23 protein-coding genes are annotated in these 23085 nt (G+C 51.8%); 4 read left to right on the plus strand and 19 right to left on the minus strand.

The window, feature by feature from the left end:
* Positions 1-18 precede the first annotated feature (18 nt).
* Complete coding sequence (locus KZZ06_RS17770; RefSeq protein WP_219581355.1) at positions 19-915, plus strand: patatin-like phospholipase family protein; 897 nt, start codon at positions 19-21, stop codon at positions 913-915.
* A 141-nt stretch (positions 916-1056) separates the two neighbouring features.
* On the opposite strand, the gene KZZ06_RS17775 is transcribed toward KZZ06_RS17770, so the two are convergent.
* Positions 1057-2409 (minus strand): DUF6880 family protein, encoded by a 1353-nt coding sequence (locus tag KZZ06_RS17775; RefSeq protein WP_219581356.1) that lies wholly within the window; start codon positions 2407-2409, stop codon positions 1057-1059.
* A gap of 620 nt (positions 2410-3029) precedes the next feature.
* Between KZZ06_RS17775 and KZZ06_RS17780 the strand changes: the two genes are divergently transcribed.
* On the plus strand, positions 3030-3806 hold the full coding sequence (locus tag KZZ06_RS17780; protein ID WP_219581357.1) for a hypothetical protein: 777 nt from the start codon (positions 3030-3032) through the stop codon (positions 3804-3806).
* 309 nt (positions 3807-4115) lie between these two features.
* On the opposite strand, the gene KZZ06_RS17785 is transcribed toward KZZ06_RS17780, so the two are convergent.
* The 6 genes from KZZ06_RS17785 to KZZ06_RS17810 form a co-directional block, all read right to left on the minus strand.
* Positions 4116-4481 (minus strand): hypothetical protein, encoded by a 366-nt coding sequence (locus KZZ06_RS17785; protein ID WP_219581358.1) that lies wholly within the window; start codon positions 4479-4481, stop codon positions 4116-4118.
* Positions 4482-4567: 86 nt separating this feature from the next.
* Positions 4568-5668, minus strand: a complete 1101-nt coding sequence (locus KZZ06_RS17790; protein WP_219581359.1) for a hypothetical protein — start codon at positions 5666-5668, stop codon at positions 4568-4570.
* Between the two features lie 58 nt (positions 5669-5726).
* The gene (locus tag KZZ06_RS17795) at positions 5727-6080 is read right to left on the minus strand and encodes a hypothetical protein (protein ID WP_219581360.1); all 354 of its coding nucleotides are present in this window, start codon (positions 6078-6080) and stop codon (positions 5727-5729) included.
* A complete protein-coding gene (locus KZZ06_RS17800) occupies positions 6077-8446 on the minus strand; it encodes a hypothetical protein (protein WP_219581361.1) in 2370 nt (789 codons plus the stop codon). Before KZZ06_RS17800 ends, KZZ06_RS17795 begins: the two co-directional genes overlap by 4 nt.
* Positions 8443-9390: a PD-(D/E)XK nuclease family protein gene (locus tag KZZ06_RS17805; RefSeq protein ID WP_219581362.1), complete on the minus strand. Its 948-nt coding sequence runs from the start codon at positions 9388-9390 to the stop codon at positions 8443-8445. The genes KZZ06_RS17800 and KZZ06_RS17805 overlap by 4 nt, the downstream gene beginning before the upstream one ends.
* Positions 9391-9392: 2 nt before the next feature.
* Positions 9393-9737, minus strand: a complete 345-nt coding sequence (locus tag KZZ06_RS17810) for a helix-turn-helix domain-containing protein (protein ID WP_219581363.1) — start codon at positions 9735-9737, stop codon at positions 9393-9395.
* A 463-nt stretch (positions 9738-10200) separates the two neighbouring features.
* Between KZZ06_RS17810 and KZZ06_RS17815 the strand changes: the two genes are divergently transcribed.
* A complete protein-coding gene (locus KZZ06_RS17815; RefSeq protein ID WP_219581364.1) occupies positions 10201-11742 on the plus strand; it encodes a hypothetical protein in 1542 nt (513 codons plus the stop codon).
* 64 nt (positions 11743-11806) lie between these two features.
* On the opposite strand, the gene KZZ06_RS17820 is transcribed toward KZZ06_RS17815, so the two are convergent.
* From KZZ06_RS17820 to KZZ06_RS17840, 5 genes are all read right to left on the minus strand, one after another.
* Entirely contained in the window at positions 11807-12430 is a 624-nt protein-coding gene (locus KZZ06_RS17820) for a hypothetical protein (protein WP_219581365.1), read from the minus strand.
* A 4-nt stretch (positions 12431-12434) separates the two neighbouring features.
* Positions 12435-13082, minus strand: a complete 648-nt coding sequence (locus KZZ06_RS17825; RefSeq protein WP_219581366.1) for a hypothetical protein — start codon at positions 13080-13082, stop codon at positions 12435-12437.
* Positions 13083-13230: 148 nt separating this feature from the next.
* Entirely contained in the window at positions 13231-13659 is a 429-nt protein-coding gene (locus KZZ06_RS17830; RefSeq protein WP_219581367.1) for a hypothetical protein, read from the minus strand.
* A 288-nt stretch (positions 13660-13947) separates the two neighbouring features.
* Positions 13948-14580 (minus strand): retron system putative HNH endonuclease, encoded by a 633-nt coding sequence (locus KZZ06_RS17835; protein ID WP_219581368.1) that lies wholly within the window; start codon positions 14578-14580, stop codon positions 13948-13950.
* Positions 14577-15830, minus strand: coding sequence for an AAA family ATPase (locus KZZ06_RS17840; RefSeq protein ID WP_219581369.1), 1254 nt, complete (start codon positions 15828-15830; stop codon positions 14577-14579). The genes KZZ06_RS17835 and KZZ06_RS17840 overlap by 4 nt, the downstream gene beginning before the upstream one ends.
* 247 nt (positions 15831-16077) lie before the next feature.
* Here KZZ06_RS17840 and KZZ06_RS17845 point away from each other — a divergent pair, with 247 nt between their 5' ends.
* Positions 16078-16323, plus strand: a complete 246-nt coding sequence (locus KZZ06_RS17845) for a hypothetical protein (RefSeq protein WP_219581370.1) — start codon at positions 16078-16080, stop codon at positions 16321-16323.
* Positions 16324-16427: 104 nt separating this feature from the next.
* Here KZZ06_RS17845 and KZZ06_RS17850 read toward each other — a convergent pair whose 3' ends face one another.
* The 7 genes from KZZ06_RS17850 to KZZ06_RS17880 form a co-directional block, all read right to left on the minus strand.
* Entirely contained in the window at positions 16428-16940 is a 513-nt protein-coding gene (locus tag KZZ06_RS17850) for a histidine phosphatase family protein (RefSeq protein ID WP_219581371.1), read from the minus strand.
* A 26-nt stretch (positions 16941-16966) separates the two neighbouring features.
* Positions 16967-17920, minus strand: a complete 954-nt coding sequence (locus KZZ06_RS17855) for a nucleotidyltransferase domain-containing protein (protein WP_219581372.1) — start codon at positions 17918-17920, stop codon at positions 16967-16969.
* 4 nt (positions 17921-17924) lie between these two features.
* Positions 17925-19019, minus strand: coding sequence for an HD domain-containing protein (locus KZZ06_RS17860; protein WP_219581373.1), 1095 nt, complete (start codon positions 19017-19019; stop codon positions 17925-17927).
* Between the two features lie 157 nt (positions 19020-19176).
* The gene (locus KZZ06_RS17865; protein WP_219581374.1) at positions 19177-20166 is read right to left on the minus strand and encodes an ATPase, T2SS/T4P/T4SS family; all 990 of its coding nucleotides are present in this window, start codon (positions 20164-20166) and stop codon (positions 19177-19179) included.
* On the minus strand, positions 20166-21662 hold the full coding sequence (locus KZZ06_RS17870; RefSeq protein ID WP_219581375.1) for a TrbI/VirB10 family protein: 1497 nt from the start codon (positions 21660-21662) through the stop codon (positions 20166-20168). The genes KZZ06_RS17865 and KZZ06_RS17870 overlap by 1 nt, the downstream gene beginning before the upstream one ends.
* 1 nt (position 21663) lies before the next feature.
* On the minus strand, positions 21664-22404 hold the full coding sequence (locus KZZ06_RS17875; protein WP_203243549.1) for a TrbG/VirB9 family P-type conjugative transfer protein: 741 nt from the start codon (positions 22402-22404) through the stop codon (positions 21664-21666).
* Positions 22405-22406: 2 nt separating this feature from the next.
* Positions 22407-23063 carry a virB8 family protein gene (locus KZZ06_RS17880; RefSeq protein WP_219581376.1) on the minus strand — a complete coding sequence of 219 codons (657 nt, stop codon included), beginning with the start codon at positions 23061-23063 and terminating at the stop codon, positions 22407-22409.
* Between the last annotated feature and the right edge of the window lie 22 nt (positions 23064-23085).

Genomic DNA, 23085 nt, shown 5'->3' on the forward strand with positions numbered 1-23085 from the left:
GTGATGGAGGTGATCATCATGGGCAGTGAACGAACTGAGAAACGCCGGTTGGGGGTGGTCTTGTCTGGTGGCGGCGCACGTGGTTTTGCCCATGTCGGTGCGCTGCGTGCGCTCAATCACATTGGAATCTATCCAGATTTTATTGTTGGCGTGTCGATGGGGGCCGCTGTCGGCGCGACCTATGCCCTGAATGACGATTGGTACGATACGCTGATCAATATGGACATTTCTGGCTTTCCGCCGTTACCGGATTTTTCGACCCCCGGCATGATGAATTACGTCAAGAACCTGAGAGTTGCGCAGAAAGCAATTACAGGAATGTACTTTGGCTGGGGCGTCGGGCAGCCGACTGCCGATTGGGGCCGCGCGGTCCTATCCGACCTAACCCTGAACAAACCCCTCGAGGCGGGCCGCATACCCATCTTTGCGACAGCGACAGATATAGTGAGTGGCGAGCGGGTTACTTTTGGGTCAGGGCCAGCGACCGACGCGCTGTATGCGAGCGCTGCCTTGGCCGGAATCCTGCCCCCGGCCGAAATCGACGGCCGCATTCTGGTGGATGGCGGCTACTGCGATCTAGCCCCAGTTGATGTGGTGCGTGATGCCGGGGCAGATCTGGTCATCGTTATCGATGCTGCAACGAACCTTGTTCAACAGAGGCCTTCTAACGGGGTGCAAGCCATGATCCGCGCGCTGGAGATTTGCCAGAATGAACACACGCAACTTCGTTTCAAGTCTGCAGACTTGGTCATTCGTCCAGTCATTGATCCACCGGTCGGAGTCCTAGAATTCAGGCACAAACGCCGATGTGCCGCGGCTGGCACACGCGCGATATTGCAGTCCCGATCAGCGCTGACGGCCCTGGTTCGGCACAGCAATCTAGAGATCGACCGATTATCAGACCAAAGGCCTTGAGGCAGAACGGAACGTATCATGACGCGACTGTTCTCTGATATGGTCGAGCGATTAACATCAGCATGTTTGCAAATAATTTAACATAAGTATCCTTATGCGCTTAAGAACAAAATAGGAACATGCCTAGCTGCACTCGAGTCATCACATCCCCGGCCCCCAGAACGATGTCTTTTTTCCGTGCGCAGCCCTTAAGCCCGCAACATACGCTTCATGCGTTTCAAATGGAGCGAAGTCATCAATCCTTGCGGCTAGATTTTTACACTCGCGCAGGTGGCGCGCGGCGTGTGGGTAACGTTTGACCCGGCCATTCTTAAGCGCAAAGTCGATCAGGCCGCGTTTGAGAAGCGTCGCGGCCAGCGGATACTTCTCTTCCAGCACCTCGGAGGCTGGTCCCAAAAGCTCGTAGTGGTTCCCGTCGATTGCGGCGGCGCGACTGGTGATCAGGGCTGCCGCCTGTGCAAACGCGGGCCATGTCATCAAGAAATGCAACGCCGTTGTGAAGCTTTCAAAGCCCTGTGCGTGCCCAAAGGCTTGGTCTTCCGCCGCAACGTCCTCGAAATCTGGCAGCCCAGCGAGCCATGCGCGCAGGTGGTCCGCGTTCAAGCTACGTGCAAAACAGGTCCACATGAACGCCCGCGCCGCATCCGTTTGTCCCATCCCTTGCATCACATTGATCCGGGTCACTTCCCATTCGTAAGGGATCCATCCGCGATCATCCTCGTCGGGCGCGTTAATCGCCGCCCACGCCTCTTCAAGCCGCCCCGACGACAGAAGACGTTGGGCGATTTCTGCAGCACCTCTGAATGATTTACGCGCTAGATCACTTTGCTGGGCGATATAGGCGTCGGTATCGCCCTGCGCATCCGCAATCTCTTCAAGCGCCATGCGCAACGCGTAATTCTCGGACACATCTTCGTCCAACGCAGCAATGCCAGCCCTGAGGTGCTGCATACCCTCCGTCCCCAGCATGGGTGCCAAACCTGAGATTAACGCGGGATAGTGCCCATAGTCATCATCAGGCAAAGCCGTAAGCAACAGGTCGGCGAGTACATTCGGATCCGGCTCGACCGCTTCAGCGAGATCAATCAGGTCCTCGCAAGCGGTGTGAAACACCGATTGCACCCTGCCTGTGCTGTCATCGCACCGCTCATAAACACCATTGGCCAATGCTAGTAACTGCCAGATCAGTTCAAACGCGGTTTTAGGGTCTGACGGCCCAACTTGGCCTACTATTGCCTGCCTTTGCATATCAAGATCGGCCGCAAAGGCGTTCCGCCCCTGCCAGTCGACAAACGACCGCGACCGGGCAATTGCCATGAGCCGCTTGCGAATTTCCCGTTCAACATCCCCCGTCCCTGCTTCGCCCGCCAGTTCGAGCCTCAACCGCCGCTTAGCGCCCGCATTGCCTTTGGTGATCTCAAGCAGAAGATCAGCCAGACGCTCAGCGCCAAGTGCTGCAAGGTTATCCGCGTTCAGTGTTGTCTTTGGCGCCATGCGGAAATTCTAGAGCACGCCGCAGGTAAAATTCTAGCCCCCTGCCCTTTGATCTTTCCTGGATTAGCTGCAAAGGCAAACCGTAGTGAGCCGACCTTCGCTGCGGGGCGCACGAACTGGCAAGATGCGGGACAAAGCCGCCATTACCTTTCCTGTCGCTGTTGGATGAGGTCTGGTTGAGACTGCTGCGGTCATTGCAGTTGTCCTGCCAGCAGTCCTGAATGTCACCAAAGGGGTCAATGCTGTCGCAGCAACTCTCGAAAGCCTGAGCAGGTTCTGCCAACACTCAACCCCGGCCACGTGTTAATCGATGTAGATGGTATCCTCGTCCCGTTGAACAAACTGACTGACGATCATCTTAAGACGCTGCAAACCCAGACATCGTGACCGCGTCAATCGGTAGGAAAGCTGAATGTGCAATGTGACCCACCGATCGCCTATTTTATCACGCTGGGAAAGCACCAAGCGGCGAATTAACACATGCGCTCTTTTATCAAATAATGATCACCTGGCGAGATCCCTCTAAGAGGTTAAGTTCAGCGGTGTACCTTACTTTGCGGATTGAACTTTTCGTGAGTGTCGACTTCGAATATCAATGTGAGAATTGAAGAGGGTTCACATTGGTCCGCAAAGCAGAAACCGACAGGTGGCATTTCGTTGCTCTTGGGTCAGGCATCGGAGCGATGCTGCTGTTCTGGCTGTTCCTCTACGCGCCCAATGGTATGTGGAAACTGGCGGTTGCAATCCTACTCGCCGTCGCTCTTGTCGTCATGATGTGGAACCCGAGATATCGCTTGTTTGCGCTTGGGACTGCGGCAGCGATCACCGGTATTGCCGGTTTTGTAACCGAGCTCTCGCTTAACGTCACAGCAACCTTACCAGGCGGCGGTATTCTATCCGCTGGAGTCGAAGGTGGCACCGATGTGTCACCAGCGTACTTCATCGCCTTGTTTGGTTTAGGAATAACCACGGTGGCTTTTGACAATGTCGGTCGAGGGTGGCTGTGGTCATTGGTTCACACAAACGACACCGCCCGACCCGACTTGTCTTTCGTCTTGCACGACAGCGCTGTAAAACTCACAGAGCGACTGGCAGAGAATGGAGATCGACGTTTTCATTTAAGTTTGTCTGCATCCAAGGCGGAGGGTGTGGCCGTTAGCTTGGTACGGATAGAAATTAAGGACGCAGAAATCTTGGAATGGGGCGTCGGAAAAGGTGATGGCGTGCAAAACAGCATGAGGATTGAGCACAATAGCGGCTCAGAACTTAGCATTCTTGGAACTATTCCTGAAAGCAAAATTTCTCGCGGCAGTGCGATCAAGCGAGAGATCGCGATTGTGGATGAATTTGACCGTAGCTGGTCAGTAGGACCCGTAACGTTTCAGCTATCTCCCTGACCTCATCATAGAGCTCATGAGCTCGAGCATACGCGCGTCGTTTGTCACTCCACCGATATCCGGCAAGATCGCTTTCACAATTACAAGATTCTGGGCCTCATCAAACTCGTACCCGACCGTTAGATCGCCTACCTGAAGCCGATAACGAGGGAGTTCGTTCGAGATCGAAATAGCATCGGACGGCACAGGATTTGCAACAAGCGCGCGCAACACAGATGTAAGCTCGTTTTGAACATTTGGTTCGAGTCCAATCCAAACGGATCGTGCAGTCGCCCCCAGTATGACACGTCTTGAAGAAACCAACGCCGATTACCGTCCTGCTGCAGCTTCTTGATTGACGACCAGGTCTTCCAAATCGAAAAAACTCCGGTCAGGGTTACGGTCTGCTTCATCCATAGCATCGTTAACACGCGCATTCTCAGCCAAATGCACAAGTGCGACTGCAACCTTAGTATACTGCAGAGGCAAAACCACAGCGACCTCTTTATCGTAGGATGTCAGGACCGTTCCGGCCATATTATGGCTTATTCTTCCGACAATATCCCTTTGATCACGCCTGAATTCTTCAAGGCCTTTTCGTTCAAGAGACCCGCCTATCTGTGCCCAAATTGTGTCAATGAGCTCGGAAGAAAGGCCTCGTTCGCCCACTGGTAGGTCTGAAAAGTCGAGTTTCATACTTATCTCCTATCGGTTATAGAGATCTCTAGGACCTCAAGAAAGTGGAGAACCTATAGGTACTGTAGTCTTGGTGACGTGATTTGTCAAGTTTTATGCCCTGACAGTACCGTTTGCAGATGAGCAATCGCCACAGTTTCCCAATCACTAAACCCGCCGGGGTCTGACCAAAAGCTCTGCCATGCTTGATTCAGGCAAAGTGCAACACCTGAAAGCTTGTCTGGGCGCGCCGCTTTCAGGCCCACATTCTCAAAGGCATCAATAGCGCCGCGCGCAATACCAGCGAGTGCGTCTTCAGGATAGCATTGCTTATGGATCATATTCTCGGAATACCCACCAAGCTGTATCTGATCTGACCAAATCTTCGTGATCTGATCACACTCTTGTTTGAAGCCCAAGGCTTTCAACCCACACAGGATCACGTTCATCCGCGACGCGTCCGACGGATGTGTCGTTTTTTCAAAGTTGGGCGTGTCAAAAGGGTTCGATGAGAGCTTGAGACAGAGATGACAATGAGACCAAGCATATGCTGGTCCCAGACAATAGGTCGCAAAGAGATCACAGTAGAATTCCCGCATCCAGCTGGTCACCCATGAATCAAGAAAAGCACTCATGCGTCGCCGGGTCATTTCTGGTCCCTCACGGCGCTCACTGTCTACGATACGCTCCTCGAGGTTCTGAATCCGGTCAAAAATCGCGAGGGCATATTCTACCTTAACGGGCTTCAAGCTCGGGAGCTTCAGGTTATCGTCAAAAAGGATCGGGTGTCCAAGTTCATGATATAGGTCCGGTAGGTGCAGCAAAAACCTGTTTTCCAGTGGCGGCACGTAAAGCACATTGAAATCTTCATCGATTGTGAAATGGGATGGCGAGGTTTCACTGACGATGGGTATTTGTAGAGGGTAACAAATGTCCTCGCAGATCTGTTGCGTAAGATTGCTCAAGAACGGGTCGTTATCCGCGGAATGTATGAGGGCAAATACACCTGACCGCTCAATCATCGACAGATGCTCGTTTAGTGCCCGATAGTCGTGAACGACACTTGCGGGATCACTTGCCCAGACGATTTGTACCGACTTCAAAATCCATTCTAACCGCTCGTATATTGCTTTCAGGCGATCAACACATGTCTGCTGTAAACCTCGGAGATCTGCCCTTCTGCACTGAAGGGCGGACTCCTGGAGCACGAGCGCTCTCTTTTGGGCTAGAAATATCGCGCCAATGAGATGCTCCGGTCCTATTCTCTCATCCTCCAGAAATTCGGTTTGCAAGTGCTGAGCGTTCGCGCGCCAGCGCCGTTGCTATGCGTCCAAGCAAGTCGATCGTCCCCGCCCCAGGTCGACCAAGTTGCAGTTCTTGTCTTAAGAAATCTAACTCATAGCTGGACACAGAACACCGCGTCTTAAGCAGCGTCTGAAACTCCAATGCATCAAGCGACGCCGTCGCTCTTTCCTGCTGCTCCAGAAGTCTAAGCAGCTTGGACAAGACATCCAAGTTCCTCTCATCCCCGTCCAGTGTCGCACGGCGCGCTTTTTCAGCAAGGTTACTGAACACGTCAAGTCGCCCATAGGCCACACGCATGCCGCTGGCGGCGCTCACCCTACCGCCTCATCCGCATCACTTTGAGCAAATCGAACTGCATCCATGTCGTATTTTGCAGCTTCGTCAAACAAAGTTATATCACACATCTTGATCGATATGGGATCCCGCATGCAGCTGTCAGGCTTTGGCCAAGTCAGGCAGCTCAACGAGAAGACGTCGGATATTCCATCTACCAGCGACATCTCACCGGATATGCGCCGCACGTGCAGTGGATCGGCAGTTCCTTGCATCAAGAGTGGCGCACCAGTCGTGCAGAGGTAGGCATCATCATCACTCAGCTTGAGCCAGGATCCTACGAATGGATTGTAGATGCCACTTTGATTGCCCTTGTTCGGTTGGCCCACGTTAAACATCCGCATTGGAGCCGGCGATGTCTTCAAAATCTCGAATACACTCACAGTCACATCCATTGATACACGTCCTTCCCCGGCAAGCTCTGCAAAAGCTTGTTCAATCCCAGCAATCTCCTCTGGCCAAACACGGCCGTCGCGGTGAACCGCAACGCGTTTGACTGGCAAACTCAAATGCTTGAATTCTTCTCGAACGACAGCAAGAATGGCCTGCTTGACCTGTTCGGGCAGCAATTTTTCTTTTTGCTTGGATTTGTCCCGCCGCACCCGGATGATACGCCCACCATCACCGACGAGCGTGAAAACTGACGTATTATTCTTGACGTCCACACCAATTGTCAGATCAGCACTCAGTGGCTCATCAAGCACGAACGGCCATCGCCCATTGCCCAAGCAGACCTTATTTAAAGCAGCGCCTTTGAGATAGCCGTCTATAGCAACACGTCCGTGCTGTTTCTCATATCGCGGCGCAGCACCGTCTTTGACGATGCGCTTGTAACCACGCCGCGGGGTGTCTGAGTGTATAACCTGAACACGCATGTCAAACCGATTGAAGAACTCGTTGCAAACCATTGCAGCCAACTGATCTTGTGTGCGCTGAGGACCAGGAACGTTGTTCAGCATGACCAACACCTCCCCTGCTTCAATCTCACCAGACTGGGCAGCAGCGAGGAGCCCCTTCCACTGACCTTCGAGAGACCGGCCAAAACCTGTATCATCAAATGTTGCGACAATGGGGTCGTAGTTTCCTGATGGATAAAAGCTGCGAAGAGTTTGCTTGAAATCAGCTACGAATGCTGGGCCAAAGCTACTTTGGACAGACTGGGGAATGAGGATGGTTTGAGGATCCAACGCACCTTGACGATAGAAGCCCTTGTTCCGATCCAGCATCATGGACCGTCTCGCGTTCGAGTAGTCCTTGATGGATTGAAAACGAGACCGATCCTTCTTGCGGCTTAAGACTGCATCGTTTCCAAATAAGAGACGTGGCACTTCTAGAAGGGGATTTTCGAAGCGATACATCTGTCCGTCGACCCGCAGGTCTATGTTGCCGACTGCAAAATTTGCTAGGTATCGCGTAACAAAACGCTGAATCCGGCTCCTGCGATCCTCTGGCTTCAAAATTGTCTCGCGCTGAAGTCGCTTTCCGTTTCGACCCTCAGAGTCTTCCAACAAGTAACACAACGCCGTCGGGGCGAAGCGCTGTTCGTCCGAGGATGTGAAATAGGTCAGAACAGAACCTTCAGGGTCGAGGTTCACAACTCTCTGAGGTGCAGCATTGCCCGCTGCACGCACCAAATGCTGAAGAAGCGAAACGCTATTTCCGTTCTCAAAGATGCAATGTTCACCCACTTTGATATCGGCCGCGTCGTCGATACGAAACTGATACCAAGTATCATTCATTTTGTAGAGACAGCTTCGCCCTACCAGTTTCTGCAAAACGTTAGCATCGACGAGTGAACCGATTGGTTTTGCATTCACAAGCTTGCTTTGAGCGTCGCAAATGATGCCAAACCCACCATCTGGATGCCGGCACGCCCGAATGGAAACCCCCTCGAAGATGTTGACCTCGTCGCCAGTAATGTAAGGTTTCTTGAAGAAAAACGGTTTGCCGATCCCCGGCTGCCAAAGTTCGCCATTAAGATAAAGCGGCCGCTGAAGCGCAAAGTCGAGAAACCGGATCCGTAGTGCTTCCTGCTCATCAATCGGGCTGGAGAAGTCGAGCGTAAGGACTTCGTCGGATTTTGACAAATTCACAAAACCACCGACAACTTGATATGCAGGTTCAATATCTTCGATAGCCTCAGGCACTGCCAAAAAGTATGTGCCATCCCGCTTAAGTGATACAAAGGGTGCTTTCTTGGTGAAGGATAGCCGCCGCACGAGCTCTGTCACCTTTTGATGATAACTCGCCGATCCAACCAAGCCCAAACCGCGAATAGTATAGAGCTGGTACTTTGGCCTTAGCTGTTCGAGCCCTTCCAGGCGAAAAAGTGATGCTTCAAGGGTCATTGGACCACCTCCGGACAAATTGATTGAAACGCGCATGCAGCACAGCTCAAGCCGCTATGGGCCATGCGAAAATCACGAATATTAATATCTTTGTAAATTTTGCCTTCGGTCAGGCAGTTCATCTCGTAAGCACTGGCATCCATATAAGCCGTTGTCGTGGCGATATCTTCCGCGGTCAGCCTGTAGTGCTTTGTCTGGTTCAACAAGAGTTGCGCTTCATAGAGATTGGTGTCGGTCGGTTTGCTGTTCCAGTCATCGGGGAAGTCTGCTTGTTGCGTGCTGCGGCTCAATGCAATCGCATAGACTGCTAGTTGCCGCTGCGCGTCATTACCGACCTCTGCGTGGACCTTCCAATCGACGATTGTCGGAGGGGCTCCTCTGTTGAACGCGATCAAGTCAGGAATCGCGACGGCCTTTGCTCCGTCTATGAGCTGGAAATGAAGCGTGCGCGGTTGTGTGATCAGCTGTACAGCGTCATGGAGAATTTTCTGGATTGTATCATTTTCCCAGAAATTTCGGAGCGCTACTTCAATCTCAGACCACGCTTGATCGAGAGCCTCATGTGTCGGGCCTGCGCCAAATTCATTCTCAAAAAGAAGCGCAAAGCGATCCCCTTCATCTCCCAACTTCACATCAATTTTTGCAGCACGATGTTGGTTCGCATATGCAAGCTGCTTGTCAAAGAGCCCCCGCGCGGCGTGCCGTGATGCATCAAACCCCATCGGTTCTTCATTCAACGGATCGTCGAGCGATGGAATGATATGGGACGAAATGATTGTATCGACAAGCTGGCCCCGCCAAGCACTCACTGTATTCAATTTGCCAAAAAATAAAGCGCGTCTTCGTATCGGATCCGCAGCTTTGTGGTGCCCCGCCATCGACCCGAGAAGCCACTGAACCTGGCACCGCTGAAAAGATCGTGACGCTGTATAAGACCATACCATACCTATTCCGCCCTGCTCTGACGAAGAAACTTGAGATAGTCCACAAGTGCGTCCGCTTCACTGGGGCTTACGTCGCTCACACGGGCGGCAAGTCGAGAGGCCGTTTCCGGAACCTCCTCCTTCGACTCCTTTGGCACCGGATAGCCTGCCTTGGCCATCAAACCCTCATAAGAGCCACCATAAATTTGCGAAAGCTTGTACAACGTGTTGGGCGAAGGTGTCTTGATCTTATCGTTCTCCAACTGGCTCAGATAGGCATTTGATATACCCACAGCAGCCTCGACACGCCGTAACGTCAAACCCGATTCTTTCCTCAACCTTGTCAGCTCGACACCGAGACTTTGCATATCAGAACTCCTTATATGCTAATTATCGCAAGCATGCTTGCGATGTCAAGCACGCAGGAACGTACAGGGGTTATGGGACCTTGGCGCAGAGCGACCGCATGCGCAGTTCTAGCACGGCGCTCGCGATCTTAAAGGTAGCGGTCGCGCTCGGGATCAATTGAAGGGGGTCTTGAGTATGCCCTGTAAACAAACAGATAGAGTGGTGGAGCTCAAACCTCAGCATTTTGGAGGTAAATGCACAAACCGCCCCCGGCGCTTTAACGTCGATGGGACAATTTACCACCTGTAATGGCGATCATGGTAGGACATACTTGCTAACAGCTTAAAAATTCTAAGTACTTAAGTATTTGATAAGTTTAAATTATTTTAAGCGGAAAATTCAACGCGAAAATATCGCATGACTTATAGAGATCATGTTATAAATGGAGCAGTGTGACATTCCTCAAAACTTGAGACCTGCCAGATGAAAATTGTAGAGACGCAGGCCCTGATACACAAGATCGGTCCGGCCCTTACAACCAAGTACATTGGTGCCTTAAAACAGCTCGGTGTTGGTGATAGCGCAGCGCGCAAATGCGTTCAAAGAGCAACTGCTGACCACACAAAGCTCGCAGGAATCCGGTTCGAAAAAAATACCCGGTTCATCTATACACCAGAGGATTACGGCACGCCCCGGTTTTGGCGCAACTTCGACGAGGCCTGTTATACTCATGGGAAAAGTTATTGGGCCGCCATGACAAATCTTCGCGCACGCGGCGGTACGTGTCGTCTAGACCGCTTTGAACAGGTAAGCGGCGCGCCCATTGCACGAAAGGGACAACTCTCCCCTGCCCTCATTCTTGAACGCTTAAAGGCCGTAAATGTCCTCGAAGAATTTGTCGACAACGATGAAACTTATTTACGCTTCCAGTCAAGATATCTGCGCACCGCACCGATCGAACTGATACGCGCAAATGAGCTGGCCGAGTTCGTTGCCCTGCACGGAATAAAGGAATGGGCACGGCGATTGGGACTGGGGAGCTACAACAAGTTCAATATGCGTGGCGGAGACGCTCCTCCCATTGTTTCCGGCATCACTTTCGACCTTACGGCTCCAGCCTATTTTCGACCCCTGTTGCAAATTTTTGACGGCGCCCCAAAGCCGGGATTTCTCGTCTGCGACATCAACACCTTTGAGATCATGAAAGAGCCCGAAGTTGAGGCATTTGTTCGCAAATGCGACGGCGCGGCCTTCTCCGCAAAGATTGGCCGGATCATGCCAATGCTCGTGGCGGACGTCTTTTCCGCAAAAGGTATGGATCTGGCGAAGAGTAAAGGTATTCTAGCCATTACGCTTGAGAATCTTTTCGGCGCAGAACTGGCCCGGGCCTTGCGCGACCTTGTCCGGTTGCTGACAGACACAGGTGCCACAGCTGCCGTTAACCCCGACCACCTCTCAAGAGTCCTCAAATCACTCACCAAGATTGAAGGGGCCTCTTCAAATTTGCGCGGTGCGTTATTTGAGCTCGTCGTTGGCAGCTTGGTCAAAGACGTCGAAGGCGGATCACTCAAAACTGGATTTAAAATTCGAGACCTCTACACCATGGAAAAAGCTGAGATCGATGTTCAATTAGACAAAACCAAGCATGCAGGCTTCTTGATTATTGAATGCAAGGCAAAGAACCCCGGCGCGCGCGTGAGCGAAAAAGAAGCCAAACGCTGGTACGACGACCGCGTACCGCTCATTCACCGCATTCTCAATACGGGCTTTAAAGAGGTCGAGAGGCCGTTCCATTTCGAGATTTGGACCAACGGGATCTTTGCTGCCTCGGCCCTCGCCTGGCTTGAGGCGCAGCCTAAAACATGCGAGGGTTACACCATCGATTGGAAAGATGGCGCAGCACTCAAAGCATACGCGGACAAAGCATCCAATGGATCACTCAGAGAGATGTTGAACGAGCATTATTTTAAGAACCCTATGACATCCGTTGTGGCCGATCATCTTTTGGACCCGAAGGACACCTGAAATTGAGGCGTGTTGACGCTGAAAGGACGGGGATAGGCTCAACGGCCCACCTCGCCCGAGCGTCTCAGTTCCAGCCTTGCCATGACAGCAACTGTTCTTCGGCTCCCAAAGGTTCAACCCCACCTACTTGCCAAACCATATCCGTCAACGTTTCGTTTCGGATATCAGCAAACTGGATCAAACTGCCGATCGCACCATTGACGGGGTCGTTTGGGCGACGATGGAAAACTGCCGCAGATTGTTCCCGGGCGATTTGTTCCCCAAAGCCTTTGTTTATCATGATCACCGGCGAGGTTAGTGTTTCACTTCGAATATCTGCCAGAATCGCGTTGGCATCAAATCCAGTTCCAACGCTTTGAGGGGTAATCGCTGCTGTATCCATCGCATTTCTTCCTGCTGAAAAGTCAGCCATGAGATCATCGATATCCAAGCTGGTAGCGACAACAGAGCCGACACCGACATACATTGACGATGACCTAAGATCGTCTGCGGTCGCCAATGCTGCGTAGATCCTGTTCTGAGCACTGGCAGACTGCATCATCACATCACGCGATGGGCCGGGGAGTGGGTGCTCTATTGTTACGACATCCCAATCGCTGAACACCTGACTGTAAGGAACGTCGGCCATCGCTGGTACTGGTAGACCAAGAATGCAGATCGTAATGAGCCTATGAATTGAGTTTATCATAATCCTAGTTCCCTTTTGTTTCATTGTTCTGAACAGCGCCGAGATGGTGGCCATGAAGTTCGACGAAGGCTGCAATCTGTTTCAAACGATAAACACGGTACACCCGTTCATGAAACGCGAGCAGTACATCACCTGGCCAAATGCGGAACGCTGTTGTCCCGCCTTCCGACTCCTCGACACGCCAGACGCCAAGATGATCAATAGCAGGGCGAACACGCTTCCACATTTTGCTCACAGTGACACGAAAGCCTTTTGTCTCCTTGTCGTAGATTGCTTCGGCAATTTTTGCGATTGAGACCGGGGTCTCGTCCCCACGATGTTTCTTGAGCAGATTACGTGTCATTGAAGCTTGCTTTTCGTCGAAGATCGTCTCCTTGAAGGCCTCAATGTCGGTTTCAGGGCTTTCATCGAGAACACCGGACATTTCTAGCCAGATCGTCAACCAACGCTCAAAGACGACACCGTGCAACCGCGTCGAGCGAGAGTCTAGTTCTCCTAGCGCTGTGTCGAGATCAGCGCTCATTTCAATATCTTGCCAGGTCAAGCTTTCCAGCTCTTTCTGGATTACTTCGTAGACGCTATCGGCGATGCTTTGCATCTTTCTGACATCATTACCCAAATCTTTCACCACCACGCCTCCCAGTCGTTCCACTTTTCCATCACACACAGAACCTAAGACATATATAGGAGTTCTCTTTCTGTTCCGCCATCTTGGCTGCAGGCTAATTAGCTCGGTGTGGCATCACGAACAGAAAACAGGTGTAGGCGATTATCGCCCACACCTCTCTTTTTTGGATCGATTAGGCCGCGCGGCTTGCCTTTTTCGAGCGTGCCAGCGTTTTGGCGCGCATTACGCGGTTTTCGGGCAAGTACTCACCGAAGTCGGTATCCATCGTCAGGCGATACTCGTCGCCATCGATGATTGTCAGCAAAACAGCGTAGCCATTTACGAACTCATCCAAAATCGCCAAGTTCGCGGTACCGTCTGCGGAAGCCGGAACATAACCTGCCCAAGCAAACACACCTGGCACGACTTGACGGACCAATTCGATTTCTTCGGTGCCAAAGTTTGTCTGAAGCAAGAATGCCAGATCGACAGTGCCTTCCGTCACCGCGCCCGCGTTCTCGCGAAACTGCTGCGCTTCAACACCTGTAGCGGTTGCATCGAAGTAGTAGCCACCAACACCGGGGACATCGTTGTTCAAAGCGCCGATTTCAAACTGACGCATCTTAGATACCCCACGACTAAATTTAAGTGTCTTCATTGTAAAAGCCCCTCCTAAGGCTCTTGGGTGGCACCAGATCATCTGGCACCGGTAGAATGGTTATCCAATGATTCGGAGGGCAAAAAAATATTGGTTGTCAGCTAGTTAGGCCTTGGCTGATATAAATTAGCTTTAACTCTATTAGCCTGAAAGATAGTCCATGGTTGCGCGAGACGATGCAGCTGTAAAATATTCTGAAGTAGGCATTCTGACTAGCATGGCCCCCGAAAGCATACGTCACACAATTGCAGCTTACGGAAGCGAACTGCCACAATGCTGATACGCGATATGTCCAAAGCTCTCTGCAACTTGCTTTCCCACATCCCAAAAGTCTGCAAGATCCAACTTGTCAGCGTCCAGCAGGGCAAGCGTCGTTTCCCTATCTTTGACCAGTTCAGGATGATCCAGTTGTAGCTGTTTGATCATTGCGCGCGCAGCAGCATCGTCAGCGTGCGCGGCTTCAACGTGGCCGCTCAGCATAAATTTGAAACGCCCAGTACAATCCGGGTAGTTTGGCACCACGTGATTAATTTCGTCAAACCAGTCACCTTTTCGGGTTCCGCAAGTCTGCGCAACGTTCCCATCTTGATCCTGTTGGCCACAGCTCAGAAAAAGGTTGGTGTGAGACACTTCGAGATCTGAACGCCCATTCGCGCCGTGTTGCGGCCTAAAATGTTCAATGTGGAACGACTTTCCTGGCGAGCTTAAATCAAGGCCCCTGCCACAGTAGACGCACAATCCGCGTTGTTCGAAAAACAGGCTGTGGACCACGGCTGTCCGAACGGCCGGCTCATTGAATGGATAACTTGGTTGCCAATCTGCGTTTGCCAAAGCCAGCCAAGTTGTAAGTTCTGGCGGAGCCTCGTTCTTTCGCGCCCCTTTCACTTGGATGCCTCAAGCTTCTTCAATCTCTTTTTCAGCACGATCAAATCTGGGGGGTGTCCCTCGATTTGATTGGAAATCTTGAGGAACAGTTGCGATGCAGCCGCGAGATCAGCAGCATCAATCGCATCGTTAAACTCGTCAATCAGCAGATCAAGCGGCGGATAGCGCTCCGACGACCCAAAGATGCCCTCAAGCAGATAATTACTGGTTCGCCCCTTGGTGCTTAGCGGTAGACCCGCCGTCATTGTGCCGTTCTCTGAAGCGCTAAGGATACGAACATCTTCGCTCTTCACCGCTGAAATCACCTGCGGTGAGTGGGTTGTGACGATAAACTGACAGTTCGCAAAAGTCTTGCGGAGTGTGGTGAGGATTTCGCTTTGCCAAGCCGGATGTAGATTTAGCTCAACTTCGTCAATGAGAACGACGCCTGGGATTTCATTGAGCGGGCTGTTTGGCGCTGTCACTTGCAGACGTCGCGCGAGATCAGCCAGCAAAATGATGTAGGACCTCTCACCGCTCGACAACTTGTCAACATGCACCAATGTGCCGTCTTTTTTGGTCAGGAACAGTCCTGGCTGAGACGCCGTAGACGAAAATGAAATGTCCGAAAAGCTGTCGATAGACCTAATGAGCTTTCTGACAGCTTGCAGCTGAGGGTCGCGAAATTTCGGCTCTTTGTCTCTAACTTGTCTGGCCTCTTGAGCGTCGAGCTTGTCCCACCAGACCTCAAGATCGTTGATCGCCTTCAGATCCGCCTGCAATGACGTTTCTTGCAGAATATCATAATTGAAAACGTCTGTAGACGTCGTCTTGTTTTTGAAACCCCTATCCTGATGATAATACACAAAAAGCGGTCTCTCGGTTAATTCCAAACTAGAATTTTGTGCTCTCTCCCAGAGCTTTGCCAATGTTGGATTAGAAGGTTGGCGGCCAAGCTCACTATAACGGATTTCAACAACGTCGGGGGATGATATTTCTGTCTCGCCCAATCGATACTCGAGGCGCAAAAAACAATCATCGGCGTCAAATCTGATGTCTTCTTTCGTCAGCGCAGGTTGGCGATATTGAGGTTTGCCTTGAGTATTGGGAAACAGCATTCTAATCGGTTGCAACATCGTTGCGATAGCATCCAGAATAGTTGTCTTCCCCGCCCCGTTTCGACCAACAATAACCGTAAGGTTGCTGCTGAAACTAAGTTCCAGGTTGCGGATGCCACGAAAATCCTTGACGGTCAGTTTTTTGATTATCATTCTCTGCGCCCCACCAACAAACCGTTTTCTGGAACTGTATAGGCTTCAAACTGTTGCTGCTACCCTATATTATTAAAGCCTTAGTTACGAATAGGCGCTTGATTTAGGTGATATGTTTGTGTGTTGCGTTGGCCTTAGCATCTTTCTGCTCACAATTCCAAAAATATCAACATCAACTGATCCGCAAAAGGGGGAAGGCGCGGCCTTCCCCTCGGGCCCGGGCGATATCGCCGGCATTGTTAGGAGCGTGCGCGGCATCGCTCGCAAGTTCGGACTGCATGACAGCGATGAACTCGTCAACTTCGATCTGCAAGGCGACGGCGGTGGCAACAATATCAGCTATGCCAAAGGCCGTGCCGGGGAGGAAGAACAAAGTGTCCTGACTGCAGCCTTCACCGGCAATCACGGCTGGTTCTGGCGCAATCGCGATGGGCAAGATTTCAAGGTCACGCTTTATGTGCGTGGCGATTACAGCGAGATGAAGCTGCCATAAGAATCTTATCGCCCTGGCGCATGGCGGGGGCTATTTCGCAGAAGCTGAAGTTAGCCGGGGAGGTCCGCAGAAATCGTAATAGGCCCAGACTGCCTAATCGTCCCCTAATAGATATTTCTCCGAAGACGCACTGGGATTGCATGAGGAATGTTGTTGAGAGAAGCATCAGATTCGTAACCAAAGCGACGAAGTTCTCGAAACACACCTGAATGCGAAACCAATAATATGTTCTCTCCGCTTGGAAGATCATTCAAAGCGTGTTGGATACGATCTCGAAAATCAGCATCAGTCTCGCCGTTTTCGGGGTGCGTTTCTTGACCCCTTTGAGATTTTGAAACACCTTCATAAACACCCCATGACCGTTCCGCCCATGCGGGATTGATGTGTATCTTGTAGCCACCCACGCCTCGAAACGGCGAAATCGTCTGAAGACAGCGTTTCAGATGGCTGCAAACAATCACATCAATCGGAAACGCCTTCAGCGCGGCAGCAGCCAAGTCGGCTTCCCGTTTGCCTAAATCTGAAAGAGGGATGTCAGACTGGCCCATTGTCAGTCCCGCCTTGTTCCAGGGCGTTTGTGCGTGTCTTAAGAAAATCAGCGTTGACGGCGGTGTCATTCGCGGCTTCCAAACATTCTTGTCGCCTAGAGCAAGAGGGCTTTGATAACATCGTGTTCAGCTCCAAACTCGTCAATCATCATCGCCAGAAGTTCATCCTTAAAATGGCGGGCCTCGACAGAAAGATCCTTATAGACCTTCGTATTCAGCCCTTCATCTCCAGGCAATTTAAGCTGTGTTCGGATTGGTTCTTCGTTCAAATCGGATAGAAAGCGGGCATAACGTGACAGTGGTTGTTCCATTGCGATGCCAAACACCGCCCGCATGCGAGCGATCGTTGACAATGCAAAAAGCTCTTCCAGCTTCCGGCGCTTCGCAACAACGTCTATATCTTTGGTTTGGCTCACCGCCGCGACACCAGCAAGATACAGGAGCATGCGTGAAAACCTTAGCTTTACCAACCGGATCGCGCGCGGTTTATCCGCGGCGGCTGTTTTGTGCTCGAAATCAACACAAATCGTGCGCCAGTAGCGGATCACATCATTCAACAGAAATAGACACAGTTTATGTTCGTCCAGGTCATCGGCGACATAGCGCTTTATAAGCTGTGTGCGTGTTTGTTTGAACAAGCCCTGGTTGAAGGTCCACTCCCCTTCCAGCAAAAACAGCATCCGTCGTGTAATGAAAATATTGGTATCGTCGTCACCTCCGATCGTCTCGAGGAGCTCTTCAATGTTCAGCGGTGTTTCAAAGACCCCACCGTGAGCGGGCATTACAAGGCCTTCTTCGTGTAACCGTGCTCTGTAAAGGTCTTGAGCGGCTCGGGCATCGTCCGCAGTTATGTTGCCATTGAACAAAAAGAACAGATCAATGTCAGAACCGCTTGTACATTCGCGGCGCGCGACACTGCCATTCACTCCAATCAAATAGTTTGGATTGTCTTTAAACATCGCTTTGGCGATGGTCCGCATAAGCTCCAGCTGACGTTCAGACTCACTTTTGCAGGCCGCTAATATCTGCGACGCGTCGCCGTTCTTCATCAAACTATCCCTTAACGAGTTCGTTGAGTTTTACGGACTGACGAGAGCGGGTCTGTTTGTAACGTGCATTTATGTGGTGCAAGCCAACAAGCTCTATACTGTCATCCACAAAAAACTTGCGATCATTTATATTTACATCAGCATCGAGCCAAGACTTTGGCAAATGCGACCGTAAATCATCTTCATGTTCAAGCACAACACTCAGGTAAGCAAACAGCTCTGGGTGCGACGCTCGGAAGCCCTTTTCAGTTTTTAGAAAATCATTTTTGCCGAACCTATCGATATTAGCCACCATGTAAGATTGGGCCACGGTATCGAGTAGCCGCCCAATTGGAGCGTTAATCACCAGATTGTAGACGTTGTTTTTCAAGTCCCAAAAGTCATCAAAATCATTTGTAGGGAGACGTCCAGATGTGGCCCACCGCCTGACAGCAGCGCTTGCACTACCAAATGCCGACCGTGGTCCTGCAAACGCCCGGCACCGCGTGATGCCTTCTAACGTGTCGATATTGATCGGGGATGAAAACAGAAAGGAATAACGACCGACATCTTCCCCATCTATTAGAGCCAGCACCTCTTCAGTATCGACTTCAAACTCACTCAAAATGTCCAGAATATGCGATCCAAACCGCGTCGTTCCCTTCACGATGTCACGTGTCGTCCGGTGATGGTTTGTGCCAAAATATTCTTCGAACACCGGCTCTAAGGTATGTGACAATGGACCGTGACCAACATCGTGCAACAAAGCCGCACATATGAGCGTCTTACGCTCGGCCTCACCCATCTCGATCTCAAGCGCATAGGTTTCTGCCAGTTTGGCCACACCAATAGAATGCTCCAGACGATTGTGCCTGCGCCTATGAGGATCGCGACCAGACCCCTTTTTTACATAGTCAATCGCACCTAAAAACCCGATACCTGCTAACCGTTTCAAAGGTTGCGTCGTCAAAAGAGCCAATGCCACATTGTCTGAAAGGTGAACGTCGTCGTCAGACCGCATTGTAGGCGACGCAAAAGCAGTATGCATCAACGCAGGCGCGCAGAGCCATGCTCTCTGCGTCTCACCTTCATGTTGATGTTTGCATTGCATTTGCGACATCGCTGCGATTTTCCTACCAGTTATAGTACAACATAAGCTGAAAGTCTTGACGATGCGATGGGCATCTCAGGATTCTTTTATCTGTCTATCTCGCAATTTCGTACCGAAGATTCGCATTCGACGCAAAATTCGTTACCGAACGAAACGATCAAAAGTCTTAAGCCGTGTCCATACTGGGCAGATAGAGTTCAACCACTCCACGTCGGCCCGCGATCCGGCCCAGTTGGATTACGACATCGATGCTGGACGCGCAGTAACGGCGCACTTCCTCAAACGTCATGTTGATTCCCACGGACATGATCATGAGCGCCAATCTATCGATCGCTTTGGGCGCGGTATCAGCATGTATGGTCGTGAACGATCCTCCGTGGCCGGTGTTGATCGCGTCCAAAAAGGTTTTACTTTCCTCTCCGCGTATCTCGCCAAGGATAATCCGATCAGGTCGCATTCTGAGCGTGCCTTCAAGCAGTTTGGCCGGTGTCGTCTCCCCTGATCCGCTCCTGCTGGCCTTCAGACATACCGAGTTTCTTTGCTCAGGGAACAGTTCATAGGCGTCCTCGATTGTTACAATACGCTCAGATGCCGGAACCAGTTCCAGCAAACCCCGAGCGAACGTTGTCTTGCCAGTTGACGTGCCGCCTGACACCAAGATGTTCAACCTATCTTCGACACAAACAGACATCGCGGCGGAAATATCACCAAGTCCCGCGAACTGCGACACCCGCTCAGCACGCTCCCGGCGCAAGGCATCAAGATCAACGAGTTTGCCGTGCAGCAGTACTGCTTTCTCAAGCGAAATTTTTTTCTGACTATAGGATCGAAGCGTAATTGCGGTACCGCCCTCGATAACAGGGGAGGAAACAACCTGCGCCCGGAGCGGCCGATCCTCGAAGATTACCTTGCCCGAGAATATCGGCTTTTTCTCAGAAAATTGGGCCCCAACGGCAGAGGCGATCGACATCCCGAGATTATTTGCTTCCTCGGCAGCAAACATGTGATCTTTGTATTCAACCATGAATTCCCCGCCCTGACGCTCCAGCCAGACGCATCCATTCGGATTCACCGCGACTTCAACAACCTCCGGATCCTGCAAAACACCCGCGATAGGTTCCAGATAGCTTTGCAGAAATGACGTCGGGCCTGGCATCAGAAAAATTCCAGATCACGGTCCACCATCACAGTGATCTGTGCACCCTGTTCAATGGCAATAATCGGTGGGAGACTCGCATATTCGTTTACAATGTTCGCTGTCGCACTGGTAAAGTTGTCCGCCACATTCTCTGCCGTTTCGGAACTCACTTCATTCGAGCTCGAACTGGCAGCAATCCCCGGGGCAGCGCCGATGAGCGAAATCAATGCAGCACCACCAAACCGTTGCCCAAAACGCGTGTTAACGCGCCCAGTGATCCCCGAGCGCCCTTGATCATCTCCTCCAAACGCTGAAATTTGTACGGATTGCCCATCTGGCGTAACAATGCGGGTCCAGCCAACTAAGATACGCGCTTGGCCTAATGAAACATCCGAGCTGTATTGACCTATCAACAGCGAACCCGGAGGTATCAATTCCCGCGTCCCATCAAATGAGTAGACAGGATAGCTTACCATTGCCGTCACTGCCCCCGGAAGGCTCGAATCGACAGCATTCTCAAGTGTCGCTTGGATCATTGTCCCCTGCAGCACTGTATTGGCCGGATTTGCGATCAACTCAGCTTGGGTCACAGGAGCCGCTACCCCGCCATTTGAGACAAACTCCCTGTTTCTCTGATCTGGAGATTGTGGGCCAGCATCTGGTGATCCCGCCGCCGTAGGTTGACCCCCAGCATCACTGGACGATCCTTCATCAAAGACGACAGAGGCTGATTTGACTCTCGCTTCCATAAGAGCGCGTTGCGCTTCACGCGCCGCACGCAATTCCGATAATCTTTCTTGCTCTCTCTGGTTTGCTGTACGCTGTTCTTCGGCGGCAATCGCCGCCGCCGCCTCATCTTCACGCCGCTGACGATCCGCCTCCACCTGAAGACGCAACCGCTCAAGTTCCGCATCCTGTGCATTTGATGCACCCGCCGCCACCAAGGCCGCGAGGTCCGCATTCTGCTTTTGAAGCTCCTCAAGTAAGGTGGTTTGGTTGGCTCTTTGCTTTGCCGCGTCAGCCTCTGATTGAGCCAGTTTATTTTGGAAGCTGGATTCTAACTGTTCAACGGCTTCAGCGTTCTGAGCCTGCGCACGTTGCAAGGCATCGGCCAATTGTTGCGCCATACTGTTGGATTCTGCCGCTGCCTCATCCGCAATGCCTCTCAATTGAGCTTGCAGCGCCGCCACCTGCCCTGCAAGTTCAGCATTGCGACCTTCCAGCGCTGCCCGTTGTTGATCGAGTTGATCAGTCAGCGGACCGATATCGAACGCTGGTTGTTGAGTATCAGTCGCCTCTCCGGGCTCGACACGCCCAATACGGCTTCCATCCTGCTCATCCTGAAACTCCTGACTTTCAGAAGTCTCCAGTACCGACGACAGCTGAGGCGCAATGATCGGATAGCCAATAAACCCAATGACTGCGGCCAAAATCAGCCCCAAGCCCACTTTTCCTGCACGTCCCATACCAGCTTTGTCTTCTGCTTTGATTTCATAGTCGGGTTCGGTCTCCATCTCAGAACTCCTTGCTGCTCAAAACAGAAACGACCGCTGGATCACCAGTAGATCCACCAGCGACACGCCTGATACAGACAACACGTTCGCCGATCCGTACGGAATATTCTGACTGGAGGCCGGACACTTTGATGATCGACCCGCTTGTTGTGGAGTTGACCGTGGTTTCAAATCCCGCTCCATTTATACCAAACACACTTGGGCGAACGTCGCGCGGCATCTCAAAATAGGTGTGTCTTCCATCGTTCCAAACGCGAAGCGGGCGAAAGGGTGCTTCTCCCGCAAATTGGTACCCGGTATCTCTCGCCCCTGTTGCAACGACGCGTGGGGCGCTTTTTTCTTCAGGATACTCAATCACCACTCGGAACGTGTGGGTTTTGGTACGTCCTTCGGTCAGCAGGAACGATAAGGTCCGCCTATTTGTATAGATGGTCATATTGCTCGAAGCGCGCGCGACCACCGGCTTTACCGACACCGTGTTTCGATTTGAAAGCACTTCGATTTCGTAGCTTTCTGAATCCCCAAGCAAAACTTGGCTGATACGCTCCCCTCTTCCCAGTTCAATCGCTGTATTGACCCTTAGGTGCGTATCCACACGGATGACATCAATGGGGCTGAAGGTCACCTGCCGGACCCGGGCATCAGCTCCAAGGGATCGTGGCGCACGTTCAGCATAGGACGCAGAGGCACCCAGCATCAGGCCGATCATGACGACAGCAGCAAATTGTTCGTTAATATTCATCTTCAATTTTCCCCAAGAGTTTCGGCGTCAACCCGGTACGTCGAGACCACAAATCCCAGAGGGTTCTCCCAGACACGTTGAAGCTGGCGTTCCCGTCGCGGCTCAAACTCGAACCCAATGGTTGCAACAAACGCACGGGTGACAATCTGCTGACGTGTCCTGCGCAATGTCTTCTCAAAACGAACCTGGGCTACGAGCGGCTCCAGAAAGTTGATCGCTTTAACCGTGATGGTGACCTCCGCCCCCTGCCCATAGATGCGCGGCGGATAGTCCTGGTTGTTACTGCTGTCGGTCCACAGATTGCGCAGCGCCCTTTCAGCTGAACCGGTTGACCTGCGCTGAACGCTTTCCAGTCGTTGTTGGATGCCAGCAAGTATAAAGCTTTCGCGGTCCGTGACATAAGCGACAAGCAGAGCCTGTTTAATCGCTTCTTCATCCTGAATGCCTGTCGGCTGGACCTGAACGATGCGCTCCGCCTGTCCGGTTGTCTTGTCGACCAGGACTGTGAACACCTCTGTCGTTCTAAGCGGCATTAGCACCACCAGCGCAAGCCCGAGCAGAAATGCCAATGCAACCGCAATCCATGCAACAGTCCAGGCCCGCCGCGCACTGCGGCGTGGCTCTAGAATCAAATCAATGTCAAAACCATGTTCACTCACGACACACGCTCTTTCTGTTCTT

Origin of the sequence: Sulfitobacter sp. CW3, assembly GCF_019392245.1 — a bacterium.
GTDB lineage: Bacteria > Pseudomonadota > Alphaproteobacteria > Rhodobacterales > Rhodobacteraceae > Sulfitobacter.

Excerpts from the sequence above, each read along its gene's own strand:
- KZZ06_RS17850 (WP_219581371.1), bottom strand. The coding sequence starts at position 16,940 with ATGACACCGCCGTCAACGCTGATTTTCTTAAGACACGCACAAACGCCC.
- KZZ06_RS17810 (WP_219581363.1), bottom strand. The coding sequence starts at position 9,737 with ATGCAAAGTCTCGGTGTCGAGCTGACAAGGTTGAGGAAAGAATCGGGT.
- KZZ06_RS17775 (WP_219581356.1), bottom strand. The coding sequence starts at position 2,409 with ATGGCGCCAAAGACAACACTGAACGCGGATAACCTTGCAGCACTTGGC.
- KZZ06_RS17870 (WP_219581375.1), bottom strand. The coding sequence starts at position 21,662 with ATGGAGACCGAACCCGACTATGAAATCAAAGCAGAAGACAAAGCTGGT.
- KZZ06_RS17840 (WP_219581369.1), bottom strand. The coding sequence starts at position 15,830 with ATGATAATCAAAAAACTGACCGTCAAGGATTTTCGTGGCATCCGCAAC.
- KZZ06_RS17770 (WP_219581355.1), top strand. The coding sequence starts at position 19 with ATGGGCAGTGAACGAACTGAGAAACGCCGGTTGGGGGTGGTCTTGTCT.
- KZZ06_RS17815 (WP_219581364.1), top strand. The coding sequence starts at position 10,201 with ATGAAAATTGTAGAGACGCAGGCCCTGATACACAAGATCGGTCCGGCC.
- KZZ06_RS17830 (WP_219581367.1), bottom strand. The coding sequence starts at position 13,659 with ATGCGTCAGTTTGAAATCGGCGCTTTGAACAACGATGTCCCCGGTGTT.
- KZZ06_RS17860 (WP_219581373.1), bottom strand. The coding sequence starts at position 19,019 with ATGTCGCAAATGCAATGCAAACATCAACATGAAGGTGAGACGCAGAGA.
- KZZ06_RS17820 (WP_219581365.1), bottom strand. The coding sequence starts at position 12,430 with ATGATAAACTCAATTCATAGGCTCATTACGATCTGCATTCTTGGTCTA.
- KZZ06_RS17785 (WP_219581358.1), bottom strand. The coding sequence starts at position 4,481 with ATGAAACTCGACTTTTCAGACCTACCAGTGGGCGAACGAGGCCTTTCT.
- KZZ06_RS17865 (WP_219581374.1), bottom strand. The coding sequence starts at position 20,166 with ATGCCAGGCCCGACGTCATTTCTGCAAAGCTATCTGGAACCTATCGCG.
- KZZ06_RS17875 (WP_203243549.1), bottom strand. The coding sequence starts at position 22,404 with ATGAATATTAACGAACAATTTGCTGCTGTCGTCATGATCGGCCTGATG.
- KZZ06_RS17805 (WP_219581362.1), bottom strand. The coding sequence starts at position 9,390 with ATGGTATGGTCTTATACAGCGTCACGATCTTTTCAGCGGTGCCAGGTT.
- KZZ06_RS17800 (WP_219581361.1), bottom strand. The coding sequence starts at position 8,446 with ATGACCCTTGAAGCATCACTTTTTCGCCTGGAAGGGCTCGAACAGCTA.
- KZZ06_RS17855 (WP_219581372.1), bottom strand. The coding sequence starts at position 17,920 with ATGAAGAACGGCGACGCGTCGCAGATATTAGCGGCCTGCAAAAGTGAG.